We start from the raw sequence: 26,090 nt of genomic DNA on the forward strand, positions 1-26,090 counted from the left end.
CGATAAAAGAGGCGCGACATGCCTGATCACAGAACGCCCCTGTTCGAGCAGCGACCGGCCGAACTGGAAGTCATCCTGCCCGAGCCCGAACGCAGTTTTCGCTGGTACGAGCATGACTACCCGTACCCGCTGGCGCGCTGGAACCATCATCCTGAATTTGAAATCCACCTGATCCGCCAGGGCAGCGGCAAACTGTTGGTGGGCGATTACATTGGCCCGTTTGGCCCAGGCCATGTGGCGATGATCGGTCCGGACTTGCCCCACGATTGGATGGGCGACCTGGCGCCGGAGGAGCACTTGGCCGGGCGCGACGTGGTGTTGCAATTCGACGGCGCCACGCTGCTGGCCTTGCGTCGCACCTTGCCTGAACTGGGGGATCTGCAGGGGCTGTTCGAACGCGCTCGCCGTGGCCTGGCCTTCGGTGGCAATACGGCACAGCAGGCCGCGCACCTGCTGGAAGCCATCGGCCCGGCCCAGGGACTGGCGCGATTGACGCTGTTCCTGGAGCTGCTCCACACCCTCAACCAAGCTCCCGGCGACGAGGCCCTGAGCCTGGCAAGCCCTTGCTATGCACCGACCTTGGATGCGCGCAGTTCCGAGCGCATCCACAAAGCCTTCGAGTACCTGCAAGCCGAACTCACCGGCGACCTGCGCCTGTCGGTGATCGCCCGCCAATTGGCCATGAGCGAGCCGGGCTTCTCGCGGTTCTTCAAGCGCATCACCGGGCACGGTTTCATCGATTTGATGCGCAAGCTGCGGGTCCAGCGCGCCTGCCGTTTGTTGTTGCAGAGTGAGATGCCGGTGACCGACATCTGTTTTGAAGTGGGCTATAACAACCTGTCCAACTTCAACCGGCATTTCCGCATCGAGATGAACCAGACTCCCAGCGAGTATCGACGGGGCGCTTTTGCCCTGCTTGACGGAGCCGCCACCCGGTAACCTCTGTGGGAGCCGAGCTTGCTCGCGATGACGTCAACACAGCCAATATCAATGCCAACCGACCCACCGCCATCGCGAGCAAGCTCGGCTCCCACAGGGGAATGACGGTGGACGCGGTGCAAGGAGGAACGCCACCGATCCATTGTGGGAGCGAGCTTGCTCGCGATGACGTCAGCACAGCCAATATCAATGCCAACCGACCCGCCGCCATCGCGAGCAAACTCGGCTCCCACAGGGGAATGACGGTGGACGCGGTGCAAGGAACACCACCGATCCATTGTGGGAGCGAGCTTGCTCGCGATGACGTCAACACAGCCAATATCAATGCCAACTGACCCACCGCCATCGCGAGCAAGCTCGGCTCCCACAGGGGAATGACGGTGGACGCGGTGCAAGGAACACCACCGATCCATTGTGGGAGCGAGCTTGCTCGCGATGACGTCAGCACAGCCAATATCAATGCCAACTGACCCGCCGCCATCGCGAGCAAGCTCGGCTCCCACAGGGCAATGACGGTGGACGCGGTGCAAGGAACACCACCGATCCATTGTGGGAGCGAGCTTGCTCGCGATGACGTCAACACAGCCAATATCAATGCCAACCGACCCACCGCCATCGCGAGCAAGCTCGGCTCCCACAGGGCAATGACGGTGGACGCGGTGCAAGGAACACCACCGATCCATTGTGGGAGCGAGCTTGCTCGCGATGACGTCAACACAGCCAATATCAATGCCAACCGACCCGCCGCCATCGCGAGCAAGCTCGGCTCCCACAGGGGAATGACGGTGGACGCGGTGCAAGGAACGCCACCGATCCATTGTGGGAGCGAGCTTGCTCGCGATGACGTCAGCACAGCCAATATCAATGCCAACTGACCCGCCGCCATCGCGAGCAAGCTCGCTCCCACAGGTAATGTTGTTACACACCCGTGGCGAGGGAGCTTGCTCCCGCTGGGTCGCGAAGCGGCCCCAAGACCTGCCTTGGCAGCATCTCCCAGGTTCGGTGTTCAGCCCGGGACACCTTTTTGATGCTTCTTCAAGCGATACGCGAACTGCGCCCGGCTCAGCCCCAGCGAGCGGGCGGCCGCCGCGAGGTTGCCGCTGCTCAGTTGCAGGGCTTCGTTGATCAGGCGTGATTCCAGGCCGTCAATGGAGAAGTCCGCGTCCAGTTGGCTGAGGGACTGGAGCAGCGCCGGTTTTTCCACGGCATCGTTGGCGGCCAGGCCCATCGGCGAGAGGCCGCCGAGGTGGTCCACCGAGTAGGCGTCCACCGGCAATTGCTCATTGCGAAACAGATGGACCAGGTCAATGGCCTGGCCTTCTTCGCTGGCGATCAGGCCCCGCTCGATGAGGTTCTGCAATTCCCGCACGTTGCCCGGAAAGTCATAGCGCAACAGTACCTTCAAGGCGCGCATGGTCAGGCCCATCGGTGTGCGGCCGTACTCCTGGCAAAAGCGCTTGAGAAAGGCGTTGATCAGCAACGGTATGTCATCGCGGCGCTCGCGCAAGGGCGGCAGGGCGATGGGGTAGACGTTGAGCCGGTAGAACAGGTCTTCACGGAACGCGCCGTCCGCCACGGCCTTGCGCAGGTCGATGTTGGTGGCCGCCACGACGCGCACGTCGACCTTGATGCCATGGCCGCCGCCGACCCGTTCGATTTCCCGCTCCTGCAAGGCACGCAGCAACTTGCTTTGCCCGGCCAGGCTCAGGCAAGTGATCTCATCCAGGAACAACGTGCCACCGTGGGCACGCTCGAAACGACCGGGACGTGAATGAGTGGCGCCGGTGTAGGCTCCGCGCTCGACGCCGAACAGTTCAGCCTCGATCAGATTGTCGGGGATGGCCGCGCAGTTGAGGGCAATGAACGGTCCATCACGGCGACGGCTCAGTTGGTGCAACTGGCGGGCGAACATCTCCTTGCCCACACCGGATTCGCCGCTGACCAGCACGGTGGCCGGGGTCAAGGCCACCCGTTGCAAGGCCTGGGTCGCGGCGTTGAAAGCGGCGCTGGCACCGATCAGTGGCTGTTCGCTGTCCGGCAACGGGACAGTTCCGGCCACGCTGTCGGACTGAGTGTCGGCGCGGGCGACGACGGTCGGCGGCGAGGCGTTGAGGTAATTCAGGTCCTGCTCGATGTCGCCCCATTGTTCAGCGGTCTTGCCGACGACTCGGCAGCGTTCGTGGCCCATGCCCCGGCATTCCACTTCGCGAAAGACCACCAGTTGCCCGAACAGCCCGCTGACGAAACCGATGGCGTAGCCCAGTTCGGTCCAGCACACCGGATCCTGCCCGGTGCCATAGGCGGCGACATGCTCGTCGGCCTCGCAGGAGTGATGCCAGAGAAACTCTCCCTCATAGAACCCCGAATCGGCGTCGAACTTGAAATGCAGCGGTTCGACCTTGGTCATGCCTTCGAGGGTGTGCAGATGCGTGCCGGCGCGAAACACCGCCGCGGCATCGGCGTGGGGCCAGCGTTCGCGAATCAGCCGGGCGTCGCGGGCGCCGGAGGAGTAACCGGTGCGGGTGAGCATGCCTCGGGCCTGCTCCAGCCCCTGGCGTTCGATGATTTCCCGGCGCAACGCACCGAAGGAAGAACTGTGCAGCAGCAACATGCGTTGGTCGTTGAGCCAGATACGGCCATCGTCGGGGGAGAAGAAGAGGCAGGCGGTGAGTTCTGCCGGCGTGGGCGAACTGCTGTCGCTCAACTCGTTGCTATCCCCCCGTGGATGGAAATGCTCGGTGGCGATTCGATGATCCGGCAACTGGCAGTGGGGATTATTCATTGTTATGCCCCTGATGGCGGGGTGATCGAAATGATCACCTGGCGAGATAGTTATTAAGCATAACTTTATCAAATGAACAAGCGGCAGATGGCCAACGGCCAGATCGACGCAGGCGCCCGGTGCGTCATGCCTGGCGAAGAACCTTGAGCCAGAGCCTTGCGCCAGGTTTATCAAGGCCTGCGGGCAAAACCGGCACAGCGCTTGCTCAAGCACTTGCACGGCGTTTGCGTCGATACCTTCCAGGTGCGGCAAACGATGACAACAACAAAGAGCCGGGAGTGTTAAATGTCTGCACCCAAAAGCCACCTGCTGTCCCAGGTGATCGAATCGGAATGCGTCTTCAACGGTGACTGGGTGCCTGCCTCGGGCCCGCTGCAATCGATCATCGAGCCGGCCACCGGTGAGCGGCTGATGCGCTGTGCCATGGCCGACTCCGCCGACATTGCCAAGGCCAGTCGCGACGCGGCCCTGGCGCAGCCGGCGTGGGCGGCGCTGGGCCCGCGGCAACGGGCGGCGATCTTCCGCAAGGCCGCCGACGTGGCCGAGCAGTCCTTCGACGAGCTGGCGCTGTACGTGGCCCGGGAGACCGGTGCCGCGCTGTTCAAGGGCCAGCACGAAATGCGCGAAGCCATCGTGCTGTTGCATCAGGCCGCCGGCCTGCTGTCCCAGGCCCATGGGATTGTCCTGCCCAGCGAGGCAGGGCGCCTGTCCTATGCGCGGCGCCAGCCCCATGGCGTGGTCGGGGTGATTTCGCCCTTCAACTTTCCCCTGGTGCTGTCCATGCGCTCCGTCGCGCCGGCCCTGGCGGCAGGCAACGCGGTGGTGCTCAAGCCGGATCCACAGACCCCGGTGAGTGGCGGTTTCCTCATCGCCCGGTTGTTCGAAGTGGCAGGCCTGCCCAAGGGCTTGCTGCAAGTGCTGCCCGGCGCGGCGGATGCCGGAGAAGCGCTGTGCCGCGACCCTAATGTGCGCATGATCGCCTTCACCGGTTCCACCGGCGCCGGTCGCAAGGTCGCTGAAGTGGCCGGGCGCAACCTGAAGAAGGTCGCCCTGGAGTTGGGCGGCAAGAACCCACTGATCATTCTCGAAGACGCCGACCTCGACCTCGCGGCCCGGAACGCGGCCTGGGGCGCCTGGCTGCACCAAGGGCAGATTTGCATGGCCACTGGCTTGATTCTCGCCCATGAATCCATTGCCGCCGAGCTGACCCGCAAACTGGTGGAAAAGGCCCAGGCCATGACCCTCGGCAACGCCGCTCGGGAAGAAGCCGCCATGGGGCCCCTGATCAATCAGCGGCAGTTGCAACGGGTGCACGACATCGTCAGCGACACCGTGCTCGCCGGGGCCCGACTGGAGGCCGGCGGCGATCACGATCGGCTGTTCTACCAGGCCACGGTGCTCAGCGGTGTGAAGCCGGGCATGCGCGCCTTCGACGAGGAGGTCTTCGGGCCGGTGGCAACGGTAGTCAGCTTCGCCACCGATGACGAAGCCATCGAATTGGCCAATCGCACCGAATACGGTTTGGCGGCGGCGATCATTTCACCATCCGTGGGCCGGGCCATGGCCATCGGTGAGCGGTTGCAGTGCGGCATGTTGCACATCAATGACCAGACCGTCGCCGATGAATGCGTCAACCCGTTCGGCGGGCGCGGCGCCTCGGGCAATGGCGGCAGTGTCGGCGGCCCGGCGGACTGGGACGAATACACCCAATGGCAATGGGTGACGGTCAAGGACACGGCGCCGATCTACCCATTCTGACAGGCCGGTCTTCACCGGGCCCGATGAGCTGAGGGCCCTGCGAGTACACAAAAATAATAAGAGGACTCAACATGAAACTCGACAACAAGATTGTGCTGGTGACCGGTGTCTCGTCGGGTATCGGTGCTGCCACGGCGAGCCTGCTGCGCGCACACGGCGCCCAGGTGATTGGCGTGGACCTCAAGGCGCCGCACATGACCCTGGACGGTTTTGTGCAGGGCGACTTGAGCAGCGCCGAGAACATCGAACGGTTGCTGCCACAGCTGCCCGCACGGCTTGACAGCCTGTGCAACATCGCCGGCGTGCCGGGCACTGCCAACCCGCGACTGCTGGCGCGGGTCAACTACCTTGGGCTGCGCCACCTGAGCCGTGCGCTGCTGCCGCGCATCAGCGCTGGTGGCAGCATCGTCAACATCGCCTCGATCCTCGGTGCCGAGTGGCCGTTACGCCTGGAACAGCACAAGGCGCTGGCGCGCATCGAAGACTTTGCCGCCGCGCAAGCCTGGCTGGCCGATCACCCGGTGCCGGACCAGACCTGCTACCAGTACTTCAAGGAAGCCTTGATCGTCTGGAACTACCTGCAGGCCCAACCCTGGTTCCTTGAGCATTCGGTGCGCATGAACAGTGTCGCGCCAGGCCCGGTTTTCACGCCGATCCTCGATGACTTCGTGAGCATGCTCGGCGAGGCCCGGACCCAGGCCGATGCCCATCGCATGAAACGTCCCGCTTATGCCGATGAGGTGGCGGCGGTGATCGCTTTCCTGTGTGCCGACGAGTCGCGCTGGATCAACGGCGTCAACCTGCCGGTCGATGGTGGATTGGCCTCCACCTACATCTGAATGCGCACCCGCGCAAAGCGGCGCGAGCCGCGACCTGAGCGTGTTGGCTGGCAAAGCCATGCCCAAAAATAACAATAATGAGAAGCGTCCATGGATAACCTCAAAGATAGCTTTCGTTTCAAGCATTGCGCCCTGTTCCTGGCGTTGTGCAGTACCGGCGTGATGGTCGATCGGGTCGAGGCCATGCAAATGGACCTGGGTGACTCCGATTGGAAACTGCGCTGGGACAACACCATCAAGTACAGCCAGGCCTGGCGCCTGCAAGGGCAGGACAGCCGCTTGGTCAACGCACCAACCGCCAACGGCCTGTACCCCTCGATCCAGAGCCAGGGCGATAAGAACTTCAGCAGCGGCCTGGTCTCCAACCGCCTGGACCTGTTCTCCGAGATGGACCTGAGCCGGCAAAACTACGGGCTGCGCGTGAGCGGCGCGGCCTGGTACGACGATATCTACAACCAGGACACCGACAGCAGCGAGCAACCGCATTTTCTCAGCGAAACCCGCAAGCTCCACGGTCGCGACGCGGAAATTCTCGATGCCTTCGTGTTCCTGCGCGGTGACCTCGGTGAAGACTCCCAGGGCGTGGCGCGCCTGGGCCGACACAGCCTGATCTACGGGGAAAGCCTGTTCTACGGCGGCAACGGCATTGCCAATGCCCAGGGCCCGACCGATGTCGTCAAGTTGCTCAGCGTGCCGGGGACTCAGTTCAAGGAGATCCTGCGGCCGGTCAATCAAATCTCCGGGCAATTGCAGATCAACCCGCAGTTGTCGGTGGGTGCTTACTATCAGTTCGAGTGGGAACGTTCCAATCTCCCCGGCGCCGGCAGCTACCTGAGCGATGCCGATGCCATCGGTTACGGCAGTGGTCCGTTGCGCGAAGTGTTCGGCAACGACACGGTCAATGGCGGCGATCTGAAACCGCGCAATTCGGGGCAGGGCGGCATGCAGATCCGCTTCAAGCCCAGCGGCACCGAACTGGAGCTGGGTTTCTACGCGGCCCAGTACCACGACAAGGCGCCGATCGGGTTGTATGCGTACCTGGACGGTCCGGCGGCAGCGGCCACCGGGTTGCCGATCCTGGGTTCCTATCGGCAGGTCTACGCCGAAGACATCAAGACCGCCGGCGTCAGTTTCTCCACCGCCTACGGCCCGTTCAACTTCGCCGGTGAAACGTCCGTGCGCTGGAACGCACCGCTGGTGAGCAACCTGCAAGTGGTGACCCCCGGCATGGAGGCCGATGGTGGCGACAATGAGTTGTTCGCCAGGGGCAAGACCGCCCACGCCAACCTGTCGGCGATTTACCTGTTATCGCCCACCTCGTTCTGGGACGGCGGCTCGGCCCTGGCCGAACTGGCCTGGAACCGCACCTTGAGCGTGACCAAGAACGCTGCCGCGCTGGATTCCAACACCACCCGCGATGCCACGGCGCTGCGGGTATTGATCGAGCCGGCGTACTTCCAGATCGTCGACGGAATCGACCTGACCGTGCCGATCGGCATGGGGGTGGTGCTCGATGGGCGTTCATCGGCGGTCAACAAATCCGGCTTCGGCAACACCCATTCCGGTGACTGGAGTGTCGGGCTCAAAGCCACCTATCTGCAACGCTGGGACGTCGGCCTCAACTACGTGAACTTCTTCGGCGCACCGAAAGCCGGCCTGCGCGAAGACGGCAATTTCAGTTACGGACAGTCGTTGGCCGACCGCGACTTCGTCTCGCTCTACGTGAAAACCTCATTCTAATAAGGTGGATTCGCCATGCAGAACACAGCATTCCTGAACACGTGCGTCCTGACCCTGGCCCTCGCCGGCATGGGGCTGGCGCAAGCGGCGGTGTCGCCCGAACAGGCCGCACGCTTGAAAACCGATCTGACCCCCCTGGGCGGCGAGCGTGCCGGCAATGCCGATGGCAGCATCCCGGCCTGGCAGGGTGGTTACACCCAGGTCACGCCCGGCTACAAACCGGGAGACAAGCGCCCCGATCCATTCGCCAGCGAGAAACCGCTGTATTCGATCAAGGCCGCGAACATGGAGCAGTACGCCAGCGAATTGGCCGAAGGCACCAAGCTGCTGCTCAAGAAATACCCGGACTATCGCCTGGACGTATACCCGACCCATCGCTCGGCCGCCGCGCCGCAATGGGTGTATGACAACACCAGCAAGAATGCCACCCGCGCCACGCTGGACGTGGATAGTGAGAAGGTCTCCAACGCCTACGGCGGCATCCCGTTCCCGATCCCGGAAAACGGTGCGCAAGTGCTGTGGAATTATCGATTGTCGTGGCAGGGCGGCGACACCATCAGCTCGCCTTTCGATACCTGGCTGATGACCGCCGGCGGCAAGAAAGTCCAGGCGACCCGGGCGCAATACACCTATCAGTTTCCTTACTACGTCGAAGGCGGCAGCCTGGAAAACTATTCGGGCAAGTACCTGCTGGGCAAGCTGTTCACTGAGTTGCCATCGTCCAAGGCCGGCGAAGGCCTGATGACTCATTGGGACCTGGACCCGGGCAATCGGGCGGCCTGGCAATATCTGGTCGGCCAGCGCCGGGTTCGTCGGGCGCCGAACATTGCCTATGACACGCCGGATTTCGTGACCTCCGGCGTCGGCCTGTTCGACGAGGCGTTCATGCTGTTCGGGCCGACCGATCGCTATGACCTCAAGCTGGTGGGCAAGAAAGAACTGATCGTCGGCTACAACAATAACCGCGCCGCGCTGGCCAAGAGCGACGACCTGGTCAAGGCGAACTTCCTCAACCCGGATCTGGTGCGTTGGGAGAAGCATCGGGTCTGGGTGGTCGAGGCCACGCTCAAGTCCGGCAAGCGCCATGTCGTGCCGCGTCGGACCTACTACGTCGACGAAGACTCCTGGCAGATCCTGATGGCCGACGGTTACGACGCCCAGGGCAAGCTCGGCCGGCAGATGTATTCGTTGACGCTGCTGGCACCGGACCTGCCGGCCCTCACCGCACAGGTCATGTGGGGCAGCTACAACCTCGACACTGGCGCTTACTTCCTCAACTCATCGAGCAACGACCTGGCGGTTCAGTACCAGAAGGTCGCGAAGCCTTCGGCGTCCTACTTCACGCCGGATGCCATGGCCAACGAAAACATGCGTTGAACCTGTGGCGACCGTGGCGAGGAGGCGGTTCGTCGCGGTCGCTTACGATTTTCCAGGCGGAATAACGATATGAACGTTGAAAAAATCTTTGCGCGCCGAGTTCCGCTATGGGGTGTTTGCGCCCTGGTGGGGTGCCTGTTGGCGAGTGTGCCCTGGGTCGCACAGGCCACGACATTGGCGGTGCTGCAGCAACCGGCACTGCCGACGACCAAGGCCCCGCGCGCGGTATTGCTCGGGCTGGCCCGGGCCGGCGAGCGCCTGGTTGCAGTGGGCGAGCGCGGGATCGTGCTGCTCTCGGATGATGCTGGCGTGAGTTGGCGCCAGGCCAGGGTACCGGTCAGCGTCAGCCTGACGGCGGTGCAATTCGTCGATGCCGAGCAGGGCTGGGCGGTCGGTCATCTGGGGGTGGTGCTGCACACCCAGGACGGCGGGGAAACCTGGCAGAAACAACTCGACGGTGAGCGCGCCATCGCCCTGGCGGTGCAAGTCGCCGAGCGCGATGCCAATCAACCCGACGGTGCCAGCCAGTTGGTGCAGGCACGGCACATGCTTGATGACGGACCGGATAAACCGTTTCTCGACCTGTACTTCAGTGACCGTCTGCACGGCTACGTCGTGGGCGCCTACAACCAGATCTACCGCACCGATGACGGCGGGCGAAGCTGGCAACCGTGGATGCGGCATGTGGACAATCCCCAGGGCTTGAACCTGTATGGCATCCGCGCCTTGGGCAAGGATTTGCTGCTGGTGGGGGAGCGCGGCCTGCTGTTGCGTTCGACCGATGCCGGGCAGTCATTCCAGGCCTTGAAGTCACCTTATGAAGGCAGCTTTTTCGGCCTGCTCGGCACGCGCGATGGGGCCTTGATTGTCTATGGCTTGCGCGGAAACGCCTGGTGGTCCGATGACCGGGGTGGCAGTTGGCGACGCCTCGACACGGGCATCGAATCAACACTGGCGAGCGCCCTTGAACTGCGCGACGGCGGCCTGTTGTTGGCCAGCCAGAGTGGTGAGCTTCTCTTCAGTCATGACCAGGGCCGCAGCTTTGACAAGCGTCAGAGCCGCAGTGGCGGGACGGTCGCTGCCGTGCAACAGGCGGTCGACGGCAGCCTGGCCAGCGTCGGTTTGACCGGCGTGGCCGCTGACCAGGATCCGCGGGCCTCCGGTAAACCTTGAAACTTCACGGTGTAGCGCTATCGGGCCACGGCTCGTGCAACAGGAGTCAAACTTGAAAGACGACAGAACCCAAACCGTGATCGGCCGCCAGGAAGACTTCGACCGGGCGTCGGGCAACTTCGCCGAGCGGGCGATCTTCAACCATCGACCGCTGGTGATCCTGCTATGCCTGCTGGTGACCTTGGTGCTTGGTTGGCAAGCCACGCGCATCGGCATCAATGCCAGTTATGAGAAAACCATTCCCACCGGGCATCCCTACGTCGCCAACTTCCTCGAGAACCGCAGTGAGTTGAGCGGCCTGGGCAACTCGCTGCGCATCGCCGTGGAGGTCAAGCAGGGGAGCATTTTCACCAAGGATTACCTCGATACCCTGGCCAAGCTCAACGACGAACTCTACCTGCTGCCGGGGGTCGACCGCCCCTACATGAAATCGTTATGGACCCCGACCACGCGCTGGACCGCCGTGACCGAAGAAGGGCTCGACGGCGGCACGGTGATCCCCGACGACTACGATGGCTCGACCACCAGCATCGAGCAGGTGCGGACCAATGTGGCCCGCTCCGGGGAAGTCGGTCAATTGGTCGCTGGCAACTTCAAGTCCAGTGTGATCTTCGTGCCGTTGCTGGAAATCAATCCGCAGACGGGCAAGGCGCTGGACTATGGCGAGTTTTCCCGGCAGCTGGAGGCATTGCGGGACAAGTACCAGACCGATGACCTGCGGATTCACATCACCGGCTTCACCAAGATCGTCGGCGACCTGATCGAGGGGATGACCCAAGTCCTGCTCTTCTTCGTGGTGGCGGTACTGGTGACGGTACTGGTGCTGTTTGGCTACACCCGCTGCGCGCGCAGCACCCTGGTGGTGGTGACCTGCTCACTGGCGGCGGTGCTCTGGCAACTGGGGCTGCTGGCGCTGCTCGGTTATGAGCTGGATCCCTACTCGGCACTGGTGCCGTTCCTGGTGTTCGCCATTGGCATGAGCCACGGCGCGCAGAAGATGAACGGCATCATGCAGGACATTGGCCGTGGCACCCACCGGGTGGTCGCCGCGCGCTACACCTTCCGCCGACTGTTCGCCGCCGGCATCACCGCTTTGCTCTGTGACGCGGTGGGATTCGCGGTGTTGCTGCTGATCGACATTCGAGTGATCCAGGACCTGGCGATCACCGCCAGCCTCGGGGTGGCGGTGCTGATCTTCACCAACCTGATCCTGCTGCCGATCCTGCTCAGCTATATCGGCGTCAGCCCGGCGGCGGCGCAACGCAGCCTGAGTGCGGAAACCACCGAGCAACAGGCGCAGATCAAACATCCCCTGTGGCGGGCGCTCGACCTGTTCACCCAACGGCGCTGGGCCATTGGTGCCATGTTGGCGGGTCTGTTGTTGGCCGCGTTTGGTTTTGCCGTGAGCCTGCACCTGAAAATCGGCGATCTGGACCCCGGCGCCCCGGAGTTGCGTGCCGACTCGCGCTACAACCGCGATGCGTTGTTCATGACCCAGAACTACGCGGCCAGCTCGGATATCTTCGTGGTCATGATCAAGACCCCGGAGGATCAATGCACCCGTTACGCCAGTCTGTCTGCGGTCGATGCGCTGGCTTGGCAACTGGAGCAATTGCCCGGCGTGGAATCGACTACCTCGATGGCGGCGCTGAGCAAGATCGCCACGGCCGGTTATAACGAAGGCAACTTCAAATGGTATGAACTGATCCCCAATGACGGCGCACTGGGGGCCGTGCAGACCCGTGCTCCGCGAGAGCTGTTCAATCAGGGCTGCTCGATGCTGTCGCTGTACGTCTACCTGGCCGATCACAAGGCTGACACCTTGAACCGGGTGGTGGAGGCCAGCGAGCAATTCATCGCCGGGCATCAGCTGCCGGAGGTCAAGTTCATGCTGGCGGCCGGCAGCGCGGGGATCGAAGCGGCGACCAATATCGTGGTGAAGAAGTCCATGCGCGAGATGCTGTTCTGGGTCTACGGTGCGGTCAGCCTCCTGTGTTTGCTGACCTTCCGCAGTTGGCGCGCGACCCTGTGCGCGATGCTGCCGCTGATGCTCACTTCGATCCTGTGCGAGGCGCTGATGGTGGGGCTGGGCATGGGAGTCAAGGTCGCGACACTGCCGGTCATTGCACTGGGCGTGGGCATCGGGGTCGATTATGCGCTCTATGTGTTGAGCGTGATCCTGGCGCGGATGCGTGCCGGCGACACCTTGGCCCAGGCGTATTACCAGGCGCTGCTGTTCACCGGCAAAGTGGTGTTGCTGACGGGCATGACATTGGCTGTGGCGGTGTCGACCTGGGCCTTTTCACCGATCAAGTTCCAGGCTGACATGGGGATTCTGCTGGCCTTCATGTTCCTGGTGAACATGCTTGGGGCCTTGATCCTGTTGCCAGCCCTGGCCTGGTGGCTGCTGCCGCAGAGGGTCTTCGTAAAAAAGCCTGAGTCGAGTCGGCAGGCGGGGTGGGTGAGGGGCTGAGGGCGCTCTAGGATGGGGGCGCATATCCGTTACCTGATAACGGATATGCGCAGTGACTCAGGAATGCTCCACAACCGGATTCGTAGCCCTCAACCGCGGCCCCGCCGAATAACGAATCACACTGAGAACAGCCAACGTCGCAACCACCAATCCAGGAGAAGTCGCCAGCAATACAGCAGTGGTCCCACCCCCGGCCGCCAGGATCTGCCCGGCGGCCAAAGGTCCGGCCACCGAGCCCAGGCGCCCGATGGCCACCGCAGCACCAACCCCCGTTGCACGCACGGCCGTAGGGTAGGAGGGCGGTGCCAAGGCATAGAGAACCAGTTGCGCGGCCATGACGAACAACCCGGCAGCAAACCCGGCGATGCCCATGGGCACGATGCCGACCGACAAACCGACCCCGGCCAGGGCGCTCAGCAGGCCTGCATAGACAAACAGCACCACCTTGATGCCATTGCAGCGGTCCAGCAACAGGCCGCCCAGCAACGAACCAAGGGCGCCACCGATGTTGAACAGCATCTGCACCAGGCCCGCCTGGGGTTTGCTGAAGCCCTGTTCCAGCAACAACGATGGCAGCCAGTTGAGCAACATGTACATCACCGTCAGGGTGAAGAAATAGCTCAACCACAGGGCCAAGGTGGTACGGCCGCGACCTTCACCGAACAGCGCCTGGGCGGTGGAGCCGCGCGAGGAGCCGCCATCCTGCACCTGGCGAAAGGCGCTGGATTCGGGAAGCCACAGGAGCATCAGCGGCACCACCAGCAATGGCGCCAACCCACCGATGAAAAACGTCATCTGCCAGTGTTCGCCAAACAGCATGGCGACCACGGCGGCCAATGCGCCGCCCAACGGCACCCCCGCATACATCACGCTGATGGCCGTGCCCCGGCGCTGCTCACCCACGGCTTCGGCACACAGGGCAATGAGGTTGGGCAGGGCGGCGCCCAGGCCCAGGCCGGTCATGAAGCGCACCAGCAACAGGCTGGAGAAGTGTTCGACATAAGCGGTGCTGAGGGAAAACACGCCGAACAGCAAGACAGCGGCGATGAGGATTTTCTTGCGGCCGATGCGATCAGCGATCCAACCACCGAAGAAGGCCCCCGGCAGCAACCCGATGATTCCGGCGCTGAACACCCAGCCCATCATTTTCGGGTCAAGGGCAAACGTCTGCCGTAGTCCTGCGGCGGCGGTACCGGCTGACTGCAGGTCGAAACCCTCGATCAACGCAACAATGAAACACAAGGCAATGGTCAGCGTCGCACGACGCGCCGGACGGTCCATGGCAAATCCTCTTATTGTTTTTGTGAGGGGACACCGCTCGGAGGAAAACCGGCGGGTGTGTTTAAGATTAACAAAGCTAACTAAAAAATGAAGGGTGCCAGAAGGGCGTCCATAAGTGGCCAGTTCAGTATGCAAATCAGAGGCTTGGCAAGAATTCACGGGTGAATTGGTAAATTAGTTAATTACATTAATGTTCGATTATCGGACGCTAGCGATTGACGAAGCGCCCGTACGGTTTCCATTCTTTGTCCGCACGGCCCCCGTCGCCAAGCTCGGGCCGATCAAAACAACAACAATAAATGGACACCGAACATGCCAAACCTTGCTCGGGGCACGCTGACGGCGCGCCCTGTTTCATCTCTCGTCCCTCTGCTGGTCGGTCTCGGGCTGAGCCTCGGTTCTCCCGTATCGTGGGCGGAAGGTTTCATCGACGACAGCCACGGTACGCTGACCCTGCGCAACTACTACATGGACCGCGACTACAAGGACGACGGCGCCAAGACTGCAGCCCGGGAATGGGCTCAGGGTGTGTTCATGAACATGGAGTCGGGGTTTACCCCGGGTACGGTCGGATTCGGCCTGGATGTCAGGGGGTTGCTGGGCATCAAGCTTGACTCGTCGCCGGATCGCAGCGGCACTGAACTGTTGCCGGTGTCCAGCAGCGACAAGCGCGCGGCGGATGAGTATTCGCGCCTGGGCGTGACCGGAAAATTGCGTTTCGCTCAAACCACGGTGAAGACCGGCGATGTATCGATCTTCCTGCCGTTTGCCTTTGCCAGCCCGTCGCGGCTGCTGCCGCAGACCTTTCGCGGAACGACGCTCAGTTCCAAGGATCTCGACGGTTTGACGTTGAACACCGGGTATATCGATCGCATCGCTCGCCGCGATTCCACCGATTACCAGCCGATGAGCATCGCCTCGCCCAACCGCCGGTTCAACGGCGCGGCGACCTCTTCTCATATGGCGTATGTGGGGGGGACTACCAGGTCAACAAAGACCTCAGCCTGCGGGCTTACCACGCCGAAGTGGCGGATCTGTACCAGCAGAACACCCTGGCGTTGTTGCATAACCTGCCCCTGGGCGATGGCGTCCTGACCACCGACCTGCGCAGTTTTTTCAGTGACGACGACGGTGCGGCCAAGGCCGGAAAGGTGGACAACCGCAATGTCTCGGCGCTGGTCGGCTATCGCCTGGGCGGGCATCGCGTGAGCCTGGGCTACATGCACGCCAGTGGCGATACGGCCACGCCTTATGTGTCCGGCACCGAGTTGATGGGCTTGAGTGAAATGACCATGAGCTCGGACTTCCTCAATGCCAAGGAGCGCACCTGGCAGGCGATCCATGACTACGATTTCGCCGCCGTGGGCGTGCCGGGCCTGAGGACTCGACTGCGTTATGTGCGTGGCGATCACATCGAGCTGGCGGCCCTCAATGCCGAGGATCGCAAGGAGCGTGAGTTCCAGATGGAGTTGGGGTACGTGATCCAGGGCGGCCCATTGAAGAACGTCGGGTTGCTGGCGCGCAAATCGATCTATCGCAACAACTTTCCGGGTACGGCGGCGTTTCGCGACGAGAACCAGACCCGGTTCCTGGTGACGTACAGCGTGCCGATCTGGTGAGTTTCAAGTCGGTTGGCTAGCGCTTGTGGGAGCAAGCTTTGCTCCCACATAGCGGGGAGGTGCGACGATTCGCTAAACCCTCTCGCCGCAGGGACCCGCGCCAGGCTTGCTACTGGTAGACCTTCTTCAACAACCGCAGCAACTCCTCGCGCTCAGCCCCTGAGAGGGCAGCGGTGGAGTCAAGGTCGCTCTGGGCGGCGATTTGCTTGAGCTCCTTGAGCAGGGTTTCGCCGGTCTTGCTCAGGAAGATCCCATAGGAGCGCTTGTCCGGCTTGCAGCGCACGCGCACCGCCAGGGCCCGGCTTTCCAGCTTATTGAGCAGCGGCACCACTTGCGGCGGTTCGATCGCCAGGGCCTTGGCCAGGTCGGCCTGCATCAGGCCGGGATTCTGGTCGATGATTGCCAGGGCCGAGAACTGGGCGGGCCGCAGATCGTGGACGGCGAGCCGGCCAATCAGGTTCTGGAACAGCTTCAGCTGGGCGCGGCGCAGGGCGTAACCGATCAGGTCGTCCAACGCGGAGTCCAGCGGCACCTGTGCGTCGGTACCGGCGACCAGGGGCTCGGCGGGTTCGGCAAGCTTGGAAGACTTGGCCATCGAAGTGAGTGTCCTCAAGGTAAGTGGTTAACAAGGCTATCCAGTTTGCCGGGGTTGCGGCGCCCTGGCTACGGGCTTGTGCATATTCGAATTTTTTTACCTTCGATCTCGCCTCTGAAAAATACAGATAAACCGATTAATAGTTAATTGACATAACTAAATTTCCGGTTTAGTTTTTGATCATCTTCAGCCAAGAACAAGAGAGCACGCATCATGAGCAATTACGAAGGTCGCTGGAAAACCGTCAAGGTCGATATCGAGGAGGGCATCGCCTGGGTAACCCTCAATCGCCCGGAAAAACGCAACGCCATGAGCCCGACCCTCAACCGCGAGATGATCGACGTGCTCGAGACCCTGGAGCAGGATCCGGCCGCAGGGGTGCTGGTGCTGACCGGGGCCGGTGATGCCTGGACCGCTGGCATGGACCTCAAGGAATACTTCCGCGAAGTGGATGCCGGGCCGGAAATCCTCCAGGAAAAAATCCGTCGCGAAGCCTCGCAATGGCAGTGGAAATTACTGCGCATGTACGCCAAGCCAACCATCGCCATGGTCAATGGCTGGTGTTTCGGTGGTGGTTTCAGTCCGCTGGTGGCGTGCGACCTGGCGATCTGCGCCGACGAAGCGACCTTCGGTCTCTCGGAAATCAACTGGGGCATCCCGCCGGGCAACCTCGTCAGCAAGGCCATGGCCGACACCGTGGGCCATCGCCAATCGCTGTACTACATCATGACCGGCAAGACCTTCGGTGGGCAGAAAGCCGCCGAAATGGGCCTGGTCAATGAGAGCGTGCCCTTGGCGCAGTTGCGTGAAGTCACCGTGGAACTGGCCCGCAACCTGTTGGAAAAGAACCCGGTGGTGCTGCGGGCGGCCAAGCATGGCTTCAAGCGTTGCCGCGAACTGACCTGGGAGCAGAACGAAGACTACCTGTACGCCAAGCTCGACCAGTCGCGCCTGCTCGATACCGAGGGTGGCCGCGAGCAGGGGATGAAGCAATTCCTGGACGACAAGAGCATCAAGCCGGGCCTGCAGACCTACAAGCGCTGAGACAACCGCGCGGCGGGCGCCATCGTGCGCCCGCGGGCTGTTCGTCCAAGGCCCTCGGCGCTACTGTGAACGTGTTCCCGATAAAGACAATAAAGAGGAATCACCATGCTGGACGTGCCCCTGTTGATTGGCGGCCAGTCGTGCCCGGCCCGCGACGGCCGGACCTTCGAGCGCTGCAACCCGGTGACCGGTGAGGTGGTGTCTCGCGTGGCCGCCGCCACCCTGGAAGATGCCGATGCCGCCGTGGCCGCCGCCCAAGCGGCGTTTCCTGCCTGGGCCGCGCTGGCACCCAACGAACGCCGCACGCGTCTGCTGCGGGCTGCCGAGCAGTTGCAGGCCCGCAGTGGCGAGTTTATCGCCGCGGCCGGCGAGACTGGCGCCATGGCCAACTGGTACGGTTTCAATGTGCACCTGGCGGCGAACATGCTGCGCGAAGCGGCGTCCATGACCACCCAGATCAACGGCGAAATCATTCCATCCGACGTGCCAGGCAGTTTCGCCATGGCCCTGCGTCAGCCCTGTGGCGTGGTGTTGGGCATCGCGCCCTGGAACGCCCCGGTGATTCTCGCCACCCGCGCCATCGCCATGCCCCTGGCCTGCGGTAACACCGTGGTGCTCAAGGCTTCCGAGATCAGCCCGGCGGTGCACCGGTTGATCGGCCAGGTGTTGCAGGACGCCGGGCTGGGTGACGGTGTGGTCAATGTCATCTGTAACGCACCGGCGGATGCGCCGGCCATTGTCGAACGGTTGATCGCCAACCCGGCGGTGCGCCGGGTCAATTTCACCGGTTCGACCCACGTCGGACGCATCGTCGGCGAACTCTCGGCGCGCCATCTCAAACCAGCGTTGCTGGAACTGGGCGGCAAGGCGCCGTTGCTGGTGCTGGATGACGCCGACCTGGACGCCGCCGTGCAAGCGGCCGCCTTCGGAGCCTACTTCAACCAGGGCCAGATCTGCATGTCCACCGAGCGATTGATCGTCGACGCCCGCGTGGCGGATGCGTTCATCGCCAAGCTGACCGCCAAGATCGCCACCTTGCGTGCCGGTGATCCGGCGACTGGCGATTCGGTGCTGGGCTCGTTGGTCGATGCCAGTGCCGGCCAGCGCATCAAGGGACTGATCGACGATGCCTTGGCCAAAGGCGCAACGCTGGTCACCGGGGGGCAGTTGGAAGGCAGCATTCTGCAGCCGACCTTGCTCGACGGTGTCACTGCGCAGATGCGCCTGTACCGCGAGGAATCCTTCGGGCCAGTGGCGGTGCTGTTACGCGGTGAGGGCGATGAAGCGCTGTTGCGCCTGGCCAACGATTCCGAGTTCGGCCTGTCGGCTGCCATCTTCAGCCGCGACACCACCCGCGCGTTGGCCTTGGCCCAGCGGGTCGAGTCGGGTATTTGCCACATCAACGGGCCGACCGTGCACGACGAAGCGCAGATGCCCTTCGGCGGGGTCAAGTCCAGTGGTTATGGCAGCTTTGGCGGCAGGGCGTCCATCGAGCATTTCACCCAGTTGCGTTGGGTGACCTTGCAGAACGGTCCCCGGCATTACCCGATCTGAAACCCATCGCATCACGGGCGGCCGGGCCTCGAAAGCCGCCGCCTGGATGCAGGCCAGAATAACAATGACAAGGCCGCAGCCCCGCGCTGCCACGCTCCGCTCGCATTGCGACCCGAGCGTGCCTTGGTGGAGGAAATGTACGTGAGTTCCGAGTCCAGATCGTCCTCCCGACCCGAGGCCGGGCGTTATCGCCAGGTGTCGATTGGTCATCCAGCCGTCGAAGTCCGGGAAGAGCGCGGCATTTTGCACATGCGCTCCCTGGAATCCCTGGCCCCGTTGCCGGCGCGTTTACTCGAGCGCCTGGTGCACTGGGCCGAGGTGCGCCCGCAGCAGACGTTCATCGCGGCCCGTGAAGCGGGCGGTGACTGGCGTCGTGTCAGCTATGCGCAGATGCTCGACAGTGTCCGGGCCATCGCCCAAAGCCTGCTCAGCTATGGTTTGTCAGCGGAAAAACCCTTGGCGCTGCTCTCCGGCAACGACATCGAACACCTGCAAATGGCCCTCGGCGCGATGTACGCCGGCATTCCCTATTGCCCGGTGTCGCCGGCTTATTCATTGCTGTCCCAGGATTTCGCTAAGCTGCGCCATGTCTGCGATCTGTTGCAGCCGGGGTTGGTGTTTGTCAGCGAAGCCGCGCCGTTCGAACGAGCGATCAATGCCGTATTGCCGGCGAACGTTCCCTTGGTCACGGTGCGCGGCGAGATGGCGGGCCGCTCCAGGACAAGCTTCGCCAGCCTGTTGGCCCAACCCGGCGGCGCGGAGGCCGAGCAGGCGTTCGCCGCCACCGGCCCGGACAGCATCGCCAAGTTCCTGTTCACCTCGGGCTCCACCAAGCTGCCCAAGGCCGTGATCACCACCCAGCGTATGTTGTGCGCCAATCAGCAGATGCTGCTGCAAACCTTTCCGGTGTTCGGCGAGGCACCGCCGGTGCTGGTGGACTGGCTGCCGTGGAACCATACGTTCGGCGGCAGCCACAACGTCGGCATCGTGCTGTACAACGGCGGCACGTTCTACCTGGACGATGGCAAACCCACCGCCCAGGGCTTCGCCGAGACCCTGCGCAATCTCAAGGAAATTTCCCCCACCGCCTACCTGACCGTGCCCAAGGGTTGGGAAGAATTGGTCAGCGCCTTGGAGCAGGACGGTGAGTTGCGCGAGCGTTTCTTCAAGCGCATCAGCCTGTTCTTCTTTGCCGCGGCGGGCTTGTCCCAAAGTACCTGGGATCGGCTCGATAAGGTTGCCGAGCAGCATTGCGGAGAACGTATCCGCATGATGGCGGGCCTGGGCATGACCGAAGCGTCGCCGTCCTGCACCTTCACCACCGGGCCCTTGTCCATGGCCGGCTACATCGGTCTTCCGGCGCCCGGCTGCGAGGTCCGGCTGGTGCCGGTGGACGGCAAGTTCGAAGGACGTTTTCGCGGGCCGCACATCATGCCTGGCTACTGGCGTTCGCCGCAGCAGACCGCCGAAGTGTTCGACGAGGACGGTTTCTATTGCTCGGGGGATGCGATCAAACTGGCCGATGCCAGCAATCCGCAACTGGGGCTGATGTTCGACGGGCGGATTGCCGAGGACTTCAAATTGTCTTCCGGTGTCTTCGTCAGCGTCGGGCCGTTGCGTAACCGGGCTGTGCTGGAGGGCACACCCTACGTCCAGGATCTGGTGATCACCGCACCGGATCGTGAGTGCCTGGGTGCGCTGGTGTTTCCACGACTTGCTGAATGTCGGCGCCTGTCAGGCCTGGGCGCGAACGCCAGCGACGCCCAGGTCCTCGCCAGCCCGCCGGTACGCCAATGGTTTGCCGCCTGGCTGCAACGCCTGAACCGCGCAGCCAGCGGCAACGCCAGTCGCGTGGAGTGGATAGCCTTGCTCGATGAACCGGCGTCCATCGACCGTGGTGAAATCACCGACAAGGGATCGATCAACCAACGGGCGGTGTTGCAGTGGCGGGCGGGGAAGGTGGAGGCGTTGTACCGCGGGGAGGATGCGTCGATCCTGCGGGCGGGACCTGCCGCTTAAGGCAATAACAAGTCCCTGTGGGAGCGAGCTTGCTCGCGATGGCGGTGGTTCAGCGGCAGAGATGTTGCCTGACACACCGTCATCGCGAGCAAGCTCGCTCCCACATCAGGTCCGGGGGCTGGTTGCTATTGTTTAACGCCGTCCCAGCAGCAAACCCACCACCAGCCCGAACCCCGCGGAAATCGCCACGGTCTGCCAGGGGTGGCCGCCAATATAGACCTCAGTGGCATCGACCATTGGACGGGTACGCTCCCGGGCGCTGGTGACCGAGTCGAGCGCCTGTTGCAGTTTCTGGGATATCTGGCCTCGCAGGTCTTCGGCCTCTTCTCCCACCAGCGAGGCACTGCTTTTGAGCAGCTTTTCCGATTCTTCAATCAGCGCCGTCAATTCGCTGAAGGCTTGATCCTTGATTTGCTCTCCGTTCGCTTGCACGGTGCCTTTACGGGCCATGGAAGTACTCCTTGTGTGGATGATGGCATTGAACAATGGAGTGCTGCGCCGGTTAAAAAGTTGCAACGCCTAGGCCTTGGCAGGGCAGTCAATCGCAAATCGTGGTTAAGACGTTTCCCCGCAAGGTGTAAGATGGCGCCTATTTACGCAACAGGTAATTCCCATGAGCTTCAATCTGGCTGACAAGCCCCTGGCCGAGCGCGCCGCGCTGGAAGACGAAAAATCCCGACTCTTTGAACTGTGGCAAAACAACCTGGGCAAGGCCAAGGGCGATGCCGCCCGCCTGTTTGGCGAGCGCTCCAAGCGCAAGGGCAAGTGGGCCGAGTGGGTGCGTGCCGAACTGGACGGCATGTCGCCGCCGGAATACGCCAACATGGTGCGCAGTGAAGTCAATCGACTGATGGCCGCCAACAAGTAAACCTCAGGCAAACGTCGCGCTAATGGCCTCGCGCACCTTGAGCATTGCCGGATCCATTTGCGTGTGGGTCCGCCAGCCCAGTTCGATGGGGTAGCGAGGCAAGGCCAGGGGCAGGGCAGCAAGGCCAGGCCGCTGAGGTCGGCAATGGCCCGGGCAGCGTGGGCGGGAATCGTCGCTACGGCCTGGCTGCCCTTGAGCAGGAATGGCAGCGCGGCAAAGTGGGTGGTCGAGGCACAGACTCGCCGACTCAGGCCAAGCCCGGCCAATCCTTCGTCGGTGATGCCGATGAAGCCCCCGAAGACACCAGCAGATGCTCGCGGGCCACGAACGCCTCCAGGCTGAGGGATTGTTGGCCGTGTGTGAGGCTCGCCGCGTCCAACAGGCAGGCGTAATCGCCTTCACCCAATACCTGGCGGCTGAGCAACCGCTGCGCGAAACCACCCGCCGTGATCGCCAGGTCGAGATCGCGCTCCATCAAGGCCCGGCCGACGATCTGGCTGTGGGTCTGACGGAAAATCAAGCGCAGGCCCGGCGCACGTCGGGCCACTTCGTCGATCAGGCGCCGCCCATGGGCAATCTCGAAATCATCCGACAGGCCGACGATGACCGAGCGGCCGTCATAATGGCTGGCATCCGGGTCGACCATCGCCAGGCTCTGGCGACATTTGTCCAGTGCTTCGCTGATCACCGGTTTCAGCTGGTTGGCCCGCAGCGTCGGCGCCAGCCCCCGACCCGTGCGCACGAATAGTTGATCGTCATACAACCCGCGGAGCCTGCGCAATGCGGCGCTGATGGCCGACTGGGTCACGCCCAGGCGCAGGGCGGCGCGGCTGGCGCTGGATTCGTCATGCAGGGCTTCGAAAGTCTTGAGCAGATTGAGGTCGATGTCGGCGATATTCATGAGGCTCATATCATTTAGCAGCATTCAGGGCTTTATTCATGATCGGCCGCTCCTTGAGAATCAGCAACACCTGATGATCACGGAGTTGAAAACCATGCCCAAATCCATTGTGGCTGCCCTGCAGATCGGCTCGTTGCCTGGCGGCAAGGGCGAGACCCTGGCGCAGATCCTTTCCTACGAAGACGCCATTCGCCAGGCCGGCGCGCGCCTGGTGGTGATGCCTGAAGCGTTGCTCGGTGGTTATCCCAAGGGCGAGGGGTTCGGGACGCAACTGGGTTACCGGCTGCCGGAGGGGCGTGAAGCGTTCGCCCGCTATTTTGCCAATGCCATTGATGTGCCCGGCGTGGAAACCGAAGCGCTGGCCGGGCTGTCGGCGCGTACGGGGGCGAGCCTGGTGCTGGGCGTCATCGAGCGTGTCGGCAGCACCCTCTACTGCACTGCGCTGTATTTCGAGCCCGATGCGGGCCTGGTGGCCCGGCACCGCAAGTTGATGCCCACCGGTACCGAACGGCTGATCTGGGGCAAAGGCGATGGTTCGACCTTGCCGGTGATCGACAGCCAGGTTGGCCGGGTCGGCGCGGCGGTGTGCTGGGAAAACATGATGCCGCTGTTGCGCACCGCGATGTACGCCAAGGGGGTGGAGGTCTGGTGTGCGCCCACGGTGGATGAGCGGGAGATGTGGCAGGTGACCATGCGGCATATCGCCCACGAAGGGCGTTGTTTTGTGGTCAGTGCCTGTCAGGTCCAGGCTTCGCCGCAGGCGTTGGGTATCGACGTCGCGCACTGGCCGGTCGAGCGGCCGCTGATTGCCGGTGGCAGCGTGATTGTCGGGCCCATGGGCGATGTGCTCGCCGGACCACTGAAAGACACTGCCGGGCTACTGACCGCCGAAATCGACACCGATGACCTGGTGCGGGCGCGCTACGACTATGACGTGGTCGGGCACTACGCCAGGCCGGATGTGTTCGAGTTGGTGGTGGACGAGCGCGCCAAGCCTGGCGTGCGCTTTACGGCGTGATTCACCACGTCGCCGCGGAGCTCGGCAGTGCGAGGGTCCCGCGGTCGACGAAGCGCATGGTGCCGAACACGCCGCCGGCGAGTTTGCCCTTGAGCACATAGGGCAGGTTGTCCAGGCTTTGGGTCTGGCTCAGGCCCAGGGTCTGGCGCAGCACGGAAAACGCCGAAATGCTCACCGGGACGCTCACGATCGTTTCGGAAAAGCGCGGGATCGAGCCGGTCTGGTCACTGACCCCTGTCGCCAGCGTACGGCCGTTGACCTCCAGGTCCAGCGCCACGCCGTTGTAGTCGATGGCGGTTTCGTTGGGGTTCTGCACGCGCAGCTTCACGGCGAAGCGTACTTCCAGGCCCTGGTTGGGCAGCGGTTCGATGCCGACCACGTTGATGTTCAGCGGGTCACGGTTCGGGAAGAGGGCGCAGGCGCTGAGGCTGAGCAGGATCAGGAATACGGAAAGGCCGAGGATTCTGCGCATGGATTGACTCTCAAAGAATGAAAAAAACCGGAAGCGAGTGAGCACGATACCCCACAGGTGCCCAACGGCAACCCACGAACCCTTGGATAGGGCGATTTTGTGGCGAGGGAGCTTGCTCCCGCTCGGTTGCACAGCAACCGCAGAAGCTTGGGGCCGCTACGCAGCCCAGCGGGAGCAAGCTCCCTCGCCACAAAAGCCCATGCCACAGCGATTGGATAGTAAGGGGGCTCCTGACAGTTTCTGACACCAGCCTCTGCTAATCTGCGCCATCTTTTCTTTGCGGACAGTCCATCGTGTCGCGTACCACTCGGCTGCTCACTTTGCTGCAAGTCTTGCGGGGCAAGCGTTGCCCGGTCACCGCTGCGACGTTGGCGGGTGAACTGAATGTATCCGAGCGTACCTTGTACCGCGACATTGCCGAACTCACGGCCCTCGGCGCGCCGATCCAGGGCGAGGCGGGCATTGGTTATGTATTGCGCAGCGGCCTGTTCCTGCCGCCGCTGATGTTCACCGCCGATGAAATCGAAGCCATTGTGCTGGGTTTGCGCTACGTGGATCAGCGCGCCGACGAGGTGCTGGGCAAGGCGGCCGCCGACGCCCTGGCGAAGGTCGCCGCCGTGCTGGCCCCGGATGTGCGGGATGCGTTACGCAACCCGACGGTACTGCCTGGCCCGCCGGGTTATGGTTATCCGCAGAACACCGTGGAACTGAATGTCTACCGCCAGGCCATTCGTGCCCAGGCCAAACTGCACATCGACTACGCCGACGTGAACAAGACCCCGAGCCAACGCCTGATCTGGCCGCTGGCCCTGGGCTTTTTCAACGAGGCGCGGGTGGTGGTGGCCTGGTGCGAGTTGCGCGGCGCCTATCGGACCTTTCGCACCGACCGGATTGCCTCGGCCACCGAGCAGGGCGAGCGGTATCCGGGCCGGCGCAGCGATTTGTTGCGGGACTGGTTTGCGTTGATGAAGCTGGACGAAACCGGGCGGTTCACTCCTGACAAAAACTGACACAACGCTGTTCTAGCATGGTGCCAGATCGATAAAACAAGGAGCCATACCATGTCCAATCCCGTCTCTTCCCTGGCCCCGGCCATCGCCGGCTACATCGCGGCTGCCAATGCCCGTGACAGTTCGGCGGTGACGCGTTTCTTCGCCGAGGATGCCAACGTGTTCGATGAAGGCCAGCACCGCGTTGGCACCCAGGCCATCGCCCAATGGATGGAAGACACCGCCCAGCGATTCCAGCCGCGGGTGGAAGTCCTCAATGTGCAGCAGCGCACTGGCAAGGTGCTGGTGCAGAACCTGATTTCCGGAACATTCCCCGGCAGCCCGCTGGAGTTGCGTTATACCTTTCGGCTCGATGAGCAGGGCAAGATCAGTCGGTTGGATATCTCGATTTAAAGTTCCGTACCCAGGTCTGTGGGAGCAAGGCTTGCCCGCGATAGTCGCGCCGCGGTCCAACAGCCAAACCGCGTTATCGTTCATCGCGGGCAAGCCTTGCTCCCACAGGGCATGCTTCCACAAGACCTTGCTCCCACAGGGCATGCTTCCACAAGACTTTGCTCCCACAGATAAACCCCTTCGTCACGGCTCTGTGCAGGGTTCCTGCAATCGCCCGTCATGGCATACTCCCCAC

Annotated in this window: 21 protein-coding genes and 2 pseudogenes; 17 read left to right on the plus strand and 6 right to left on the minus strand. The window is 62.8% G+C overall.

The genetic code is table 11. The annotated features are described in order from the left end of the window. The first annotated feature begins 18 nt into the window (after positions 1-18). The 3 genes from ACZ5M5_RS14050 (at position 19) to ACZ5M5_RS14060 (ending at position 1,814) form a co-directional block, all read left to right on the plus strand. Complete coding sequence (locus tag ACZ5M5_RS14050; protein ID WP_464739249.1) at positions 19-939, plus strand: cupin domain-containing protein; 921 nt, start codon at positions 19-21, stop codon at positions 937-939. A 5-nt stretch (positions 940-944) separates the two neighbouring features. Then, the gene (locus tag ACZ5M5_RS14055) at positions 945-1,274 is read left to right on the plus strand and encodes a hypothetical protein (RefSeq protein WP_464739250.1); all 330 of its coding nucleotides are present in this window, start codon (positions 945-947) and stop codon (positions 1,272-1,274) included. Between the two features lie 180 nt (positions 1,275-1,454). After that, positions 1,455-1,814 carry a hypothetical protein gene (locus ACZ5M5_RS14060; protein ID WP_464739251.1) on the plus strand — a complete coding sequence of 120 codons (360 nt, stop codon included), beginning with the start codon at positions 1,455-1,457 and terminating at the stop codon, positions 1,812-1,814. 131 nt (positions 1,815-1,945) lie between these two features. Here the strand turns inward: ACZ5M5_RS14060 and ACZ5M5_RS14065 are convergent, their stop codons facing one another. Beyond that, complete coding sequence (locus tag ACZ5M5_RS14065; RefSeq protein ID WP_464739252.1) at positions 1,946-3,721, minus strand: sigma 54-interacting transcriptional regulator; 1,776 nt, start codon at positions 3,719-3,721, stop codon at positions 1,946-1,948. A gap of 285 nt (positions 3,722-4,006) precedes the next feature. Between ACZ5M5_RS14065 and ACZ5M5_RS14070 the strand changes: the two genes are divergently transcribed. The 6 genes from ACZ5M5_RS14070 to ACZ5M5_RS14095 all read left to right on the plus strand — a co-directional run bounded on the left by ACZ5M5_RS14070 (position 4,007) and on the right by ACZ5M5_RS14095 (position 13,081). Then, positions 4,007-5,479, plus strand: a complete 1,473-nt coding sequence (locus tag ACZ5M5_RS14070) for a benzaldehyde dehydrogenase (protein ID WP_464739253.1) — start codon at positions 4,007-4,009, stop codon at positions 5,477-5,479. Positions 5,480-5,550: 71 nt separating this feature from the next. Further along, positions 5,551-6,318 carry a coniferyl-alcohol dehydrogenase gene (locus tag ACZ5M5_RS14075; RefSeq protein ID WP_060742578.1) on the plus strand — a complete coding sequence of 256 codons (768 nt, stop codon included), beginning with the start codon at positions 5,551-5,553 and terminating at the stop codon, positions 6,316-6,318. A 90-nt stretch (positions 6,319-6,408) separates the two neighbouring features. Beyond that, entirely contained in the window at positions 6,409-8,058 is a 1,650-nt protein-coding gene (locus ACZ5M5_RS14080) for a DUF1302 domain-containing protein (RefSeq protein ID WP_060742577.1), read from the plus strand. A gap of 15 nt (positions 8,059-8,073) precedes the next feature. Continuing rightward, on the plus strand, positions 8,074-9,435 hold the full coding sequence (locus ACZ5M5_RS14085; RefSeq protein ID WP_060742576.1) for a DUF1329 domain-containing protein: 1,362 nt from the start codon (positions 8,074-8,076) through the stop codon (positions 9,433-9,435). Between the two features lie 69 nt (positions 9,436-9,504). Then, positions 9,505-10,608 (plus strand): WD40/YVTN/BNR-like repeat-containing protein, encoded by a 1,104-nt coding sequence (locus ACZ5M5_RS14090; protein WP_464739254.1) that lies wholly within the window; start codon positions 9,505-9,507, stop codon positions 10,606-10,608. 52 nt (positions 10,609-10,660) lie between these two features. After that, the gene (locus ACZ5M5_RS14095) at positions 10,661-13,081 is read left to right on the plus strand and encodes an efflux RND transporter permease subunit (protein WP_464739255.1); all 2,421 of its coding nucleotides are present in this window, start codon (positions 10,661-10,663) and stop codon (positions 13,079-13,081) included. A gap of 57 nt (positions 13,082-13,138) precedes the next feature. Here the strand turns inward: ACZ5M5_RS14095 and mhpT are convergent, their stop codons facing one another. Beyond that, positions 13,139-14,362: a 3-(3-hydroxy-phenyl)propionate transporter MhpT gene (gene mhpT, locus ACZ5M5_RS14100; RefSeq protein WP_060742573.1), complete on the minus strand. Its 1,224-nt coding sequence runs from the start codon at positions 14,360-14,362 to the stop codon at positions 13,139-13,141. 312 nt (positions 14,363-14,674) lie between these two features. On the opposite strand from mhpT, the pseudogene ACZ5M5_RS14105 reads away from it, so the two are divergent. Then, positions 14,675-15,981 (plus strand): annotated as a pseudogene (locus ACZ5M5_RS14105) (OprD family porin). Between the two features lie 109 nt (positions 15,982-16,090). Here the strand turns inward: ACZ5M5_RS14105 and ACZ5M5_RS14110 are convergent. Next, positions 16,091-16,576: a MarR family winged helix-turn-helix transcriptional regulator gene (locus tag ACZ5M5_RS14110; protein ID WP_060742571.1), complete on the minus strand. Its 486-nt coding sequence runs from the start codon at positions 16,574-16,576 to the stop codon at positions 16,091-16,093. A gap of 213 nt (positions 16,577-16,789) precedes the next feature. On the opposite strand from ACZ5M5_RS14110, the gene ACZ5M5_RS14115 reads away from it, so the two are divergent. The 3 genes from ACZ5M5_RS14115 (at position 16,790) to ACZ5M5_RS14125 (ending at position 21,193) form a co-directional block, all read left to right on the plus strand. Continuing rightward, on the plus strand, positions 16,790-17,620 hold the full coding sequence (locus ACZ5M5_RS14115) for a p-hydroxycinnamoyl CoA hydratase/lyase (protein WP_003202420.1): 831 nt from the start codon (positions 16,790-16,792) through the stop codon (positions 17,618-17,620). A 105-nt stretch (positions 17,621-17,725) separates the two neighbouring features. Next, entirely contained in the window at positions 17,726-19,174 is a 1,449-nt protein-coding gene (locus ACZ5M5_RS14120; protein WP_464739256.1) for an aldehyde dehydrogenase, read from the plus strand. A gap of 141 nt (positions 19,175-19,315) precedes the next feature. After that, positions 19,316-21,193 carry a feruloyl-CoA synthase gene (locus ACZ5M5_RS14125; protein ID WP_464739257.1) on the plus strand — a complete coding sequence of 626 codons (1,878 nt, stop codon included), beginning with the start codon at positions 19,316-19,318 and terminating at the stop codon, positions 21,191-21,193. Between the two features lie 132 nt (positions 21,194-21,325). Here the strand turns inward: ACZ5M5_RS14125 and ACZ5M5_RS14130 are convergent, their stop codons facing one another. Beyond that, positions 21,326-21,643 carry an ElaB/YgaM/YqjD family protein gene (locus ACZ5M5_RS14130; RefSeq protein WP_060742569.1) on the minus strand — a complete coding sequence of 106 codons (318 nt, stop codon included), beginning with the start codon at positions 21,641-21,643 and terminating at the stop codon, positions 21,326-21,328. A gap of 163 nt (positions 21,644-21,806) precedes the next feature. Here ACZ5M5_RS14130 and ACZ5M5_RS14135 point away from each other — a divergent pair, with 163 nt between their 5' ends. Continuing rightward, positions 21,807-22,061 carry a hypothetical protein gene (locus tag ACZ5M5_RS14135; RefSeq protein WP_003181187.1) on the plus strand — a complete coding sequence of 85 codons (255 nt, stop codon included), beginning with the start codon at positions 21,807-21,809 and terminating at the stop codon, positions 22,059-22,061. 3 nt (positions 22,062-22,064) lie between these two features. Here the strand turns inward: ACZ5M5_RS14135 and ACZ5M5_RS14140 are convergent. After that, positions 22,065-22,971: pseudogene (locus ACZ5M5_RS14140) on the minus strand (LysR family transcriptional regulator). 85 nt (positions 22,972-23,056) lie between these two features. Between ACZ5M5_RS14140 and ACZ5M5_RS14145 the strand changes: the two are divergent. Then, positions 23,057-23,980 carry a carbon-nitrogen hydrolase family protein gene (locus tag ACZ5M5_RS14145; RefSeq protein ID WP_464739258.1) on the plus strand — a complete coding sequence of 308 codons (924 nt, stop codon included), beginning with the start codon at positions 23,057-23,059 and terminating at the stop codon, positions 23,978-23,980. Position 23,981: 1 nt separating this feature from the next. Here ACZ5M5_RS14145 and ACZ5M5_RS14150 read toward each other — a convergent pair whose 3' ends face one another. Further along, the gene (locus ACZ5M5_RS14150; protein WP_464739259.1) at positions 23,982-24,452 is read right to left on the minus strand and encodes an LEA/WHy family protein; all 471 of its coding nucleotides are present in this window, start codon (positions 24,450-24,452) and stop codon (positions 23,982-23,984) included. Positions 24,453-24,745: 293 nt separating this feature from the next. Here ACZ5M5_RS14150 and ACZ5M5_RS14155 point away from each other — a divergent pair, with 293 nt between their 5' ends. After that, on the plus strand, positions 24,746-25,462 hold the full coding sequence (locus ACZ5M5_RS14155) for a helix-turn-helix transcriptional regulator (RefSeq protein WP_060742566.1): 717 nt from the start codon (positions 24,746-24,748) through the stop codon (positions 25,460-25,462). 51 nt (positions 25,463-25,513) lie between these two features. Continuing rightward, a complete protein-coding gene (locus ACZ5M5_RS14160; RefSeq protein WP_003202401.1) occupies positions 25,514-25,855 on the plus strand; it encodes a nuclear transport factor 2 family protein in 342 nt (113 codons plus the stop codon). Positions 25,856-26,090: the final 235 nt, after the last annotated feature.

The sequence above is a fragment of the Pseudomonas sp. Van50 genome (genome assembly GCF_055390755.1).

What these genes read in the sequence shown, in the direction of transcription:
- ACZ5M5_RS14135 (WP_003181187.1), top strand. Translation starts at nt 21,807, where the DNA reads ATGAGCTTCAATCTGGCTGACAAGCCCCTGGCCGAGCGCGCCGCGCTG.
- ACZ5M5_RS14145 (WP_464739258.1), top strand. Translation starts at nt 23,057, where the DNA reads ATGCCCAAATCCATTGTGGCTGCCCTGCAGATCGGCTCGTTGCCTGGC.
- ACZ5M5_RS14050 (WP_464739249.1), top strand. Translation starts at nt 19, where the DNA reads ATGCCTGATCACAGAACGCCCCTGTTCGAGCAGCGACCGGCCGAACTG.
- ACZ5M5_RS14160 (WP_003202401.1), top strand. Translation starts at nt 25,514, where the DNA reads ATGTCCAATCCCGTCTCTTCCCTGGCCCCGGCCATCGCCGGCTACATC.
- mhpT (WP_060742573.1), bottom strand. Translation starts at nt 14,362, where the DNA reads ATGGACCGTCCGGCGCGTCGTGCGACGCTGACCATTGCCTTGTGTTTC.
- ACZ5M5_RS14065 (WP_464739252.1), bottom strand. Translation starts at nt 3,721, where the DNA reads ATGAATAATCCCCACTGCCAGTTGCCGGATCATCGAATCGCCACCGAG.
- ACZ5M5_RS14150 (WP_464739259.1), bottom strand. Translation starts at nt 24,452, where the DNA reads ATGCGCAGAATCCTCGGCCTTTCCGTATTCCTGATCCTGCTCAGCCTC.
- ACZ5M5_RS14130 (WP_060742569.1), bottom strand. Translation starts at nt 21,643, where the DNA reads ATGGCCCGTAAAGGCACCGTGCAAGCGAACGGAGAGCAAATCAAGGAT.
- ACZ5M5_RS14080 (WP_060742577.1), top strand. Translation starts at nt 6,409, where the DNA reads ATGGATAACCTCAAAGATAGCTTTCGTTTCAAGCATTGCGCCCTGTTC.
- ACZ5M5_RS14075 (WP_060742578.1), top strand. Translation starts at nt 5,551, where the DNA reads ATGAAACTCGACAACAAGATTGTGCTGGTGACCGGTGTCTCGTCGGGT.
- ACZ5M5_RS14110 (WP_060742571.1), bottom strand. Translation starts at nt 16,576, where the DNA reads ATGGCCAAGTCTTCCAAGCTTGCCGAACCCGCCGAGCCCCTGGTCGCC.
- ACZ5M5_RS14115 (WP_003202420.1), top strand. Translation starts at nt 16,790, where the DNA reads ATGAGCAATTACGAAGGTCGCTGGAAAACCGTCAAGGTCGATATCGAG.
- ACZ5M5_RS14070 (WP_464739253.1), top strand. Translation starts at nt 4,007, where the DNA reads ATGTCTGCACCCAAAAGCCACCTGCTGTCCCAGGTGATCGAATCGGAA.
- ACZ5M5_RS14085 (WP_060742576.1), top strand. Translation starts at nt 8,074, where the DNA reads ATGCAGAACACAGCATTCCTGAACACGTGCGTCCTGACCCTGGCCCTC.
- ACZ5M5_RS14090 (WP_464739254.1), top strand. Translation starts at nt 9,505, where the DNA reads ATGAACGTTGAAAAAATCTTTGCGCGCCGAGTTCCGCTATGGGGTGTT.
- ACZ5M5_RS14120 (WP_464739256.1), top strand. Translation starts at nt 17,726, where the DNA reads ATGCTGGACGTGCCCCTGTTGATTGGCGGCCAGTCGTGCCCGGCCCGC.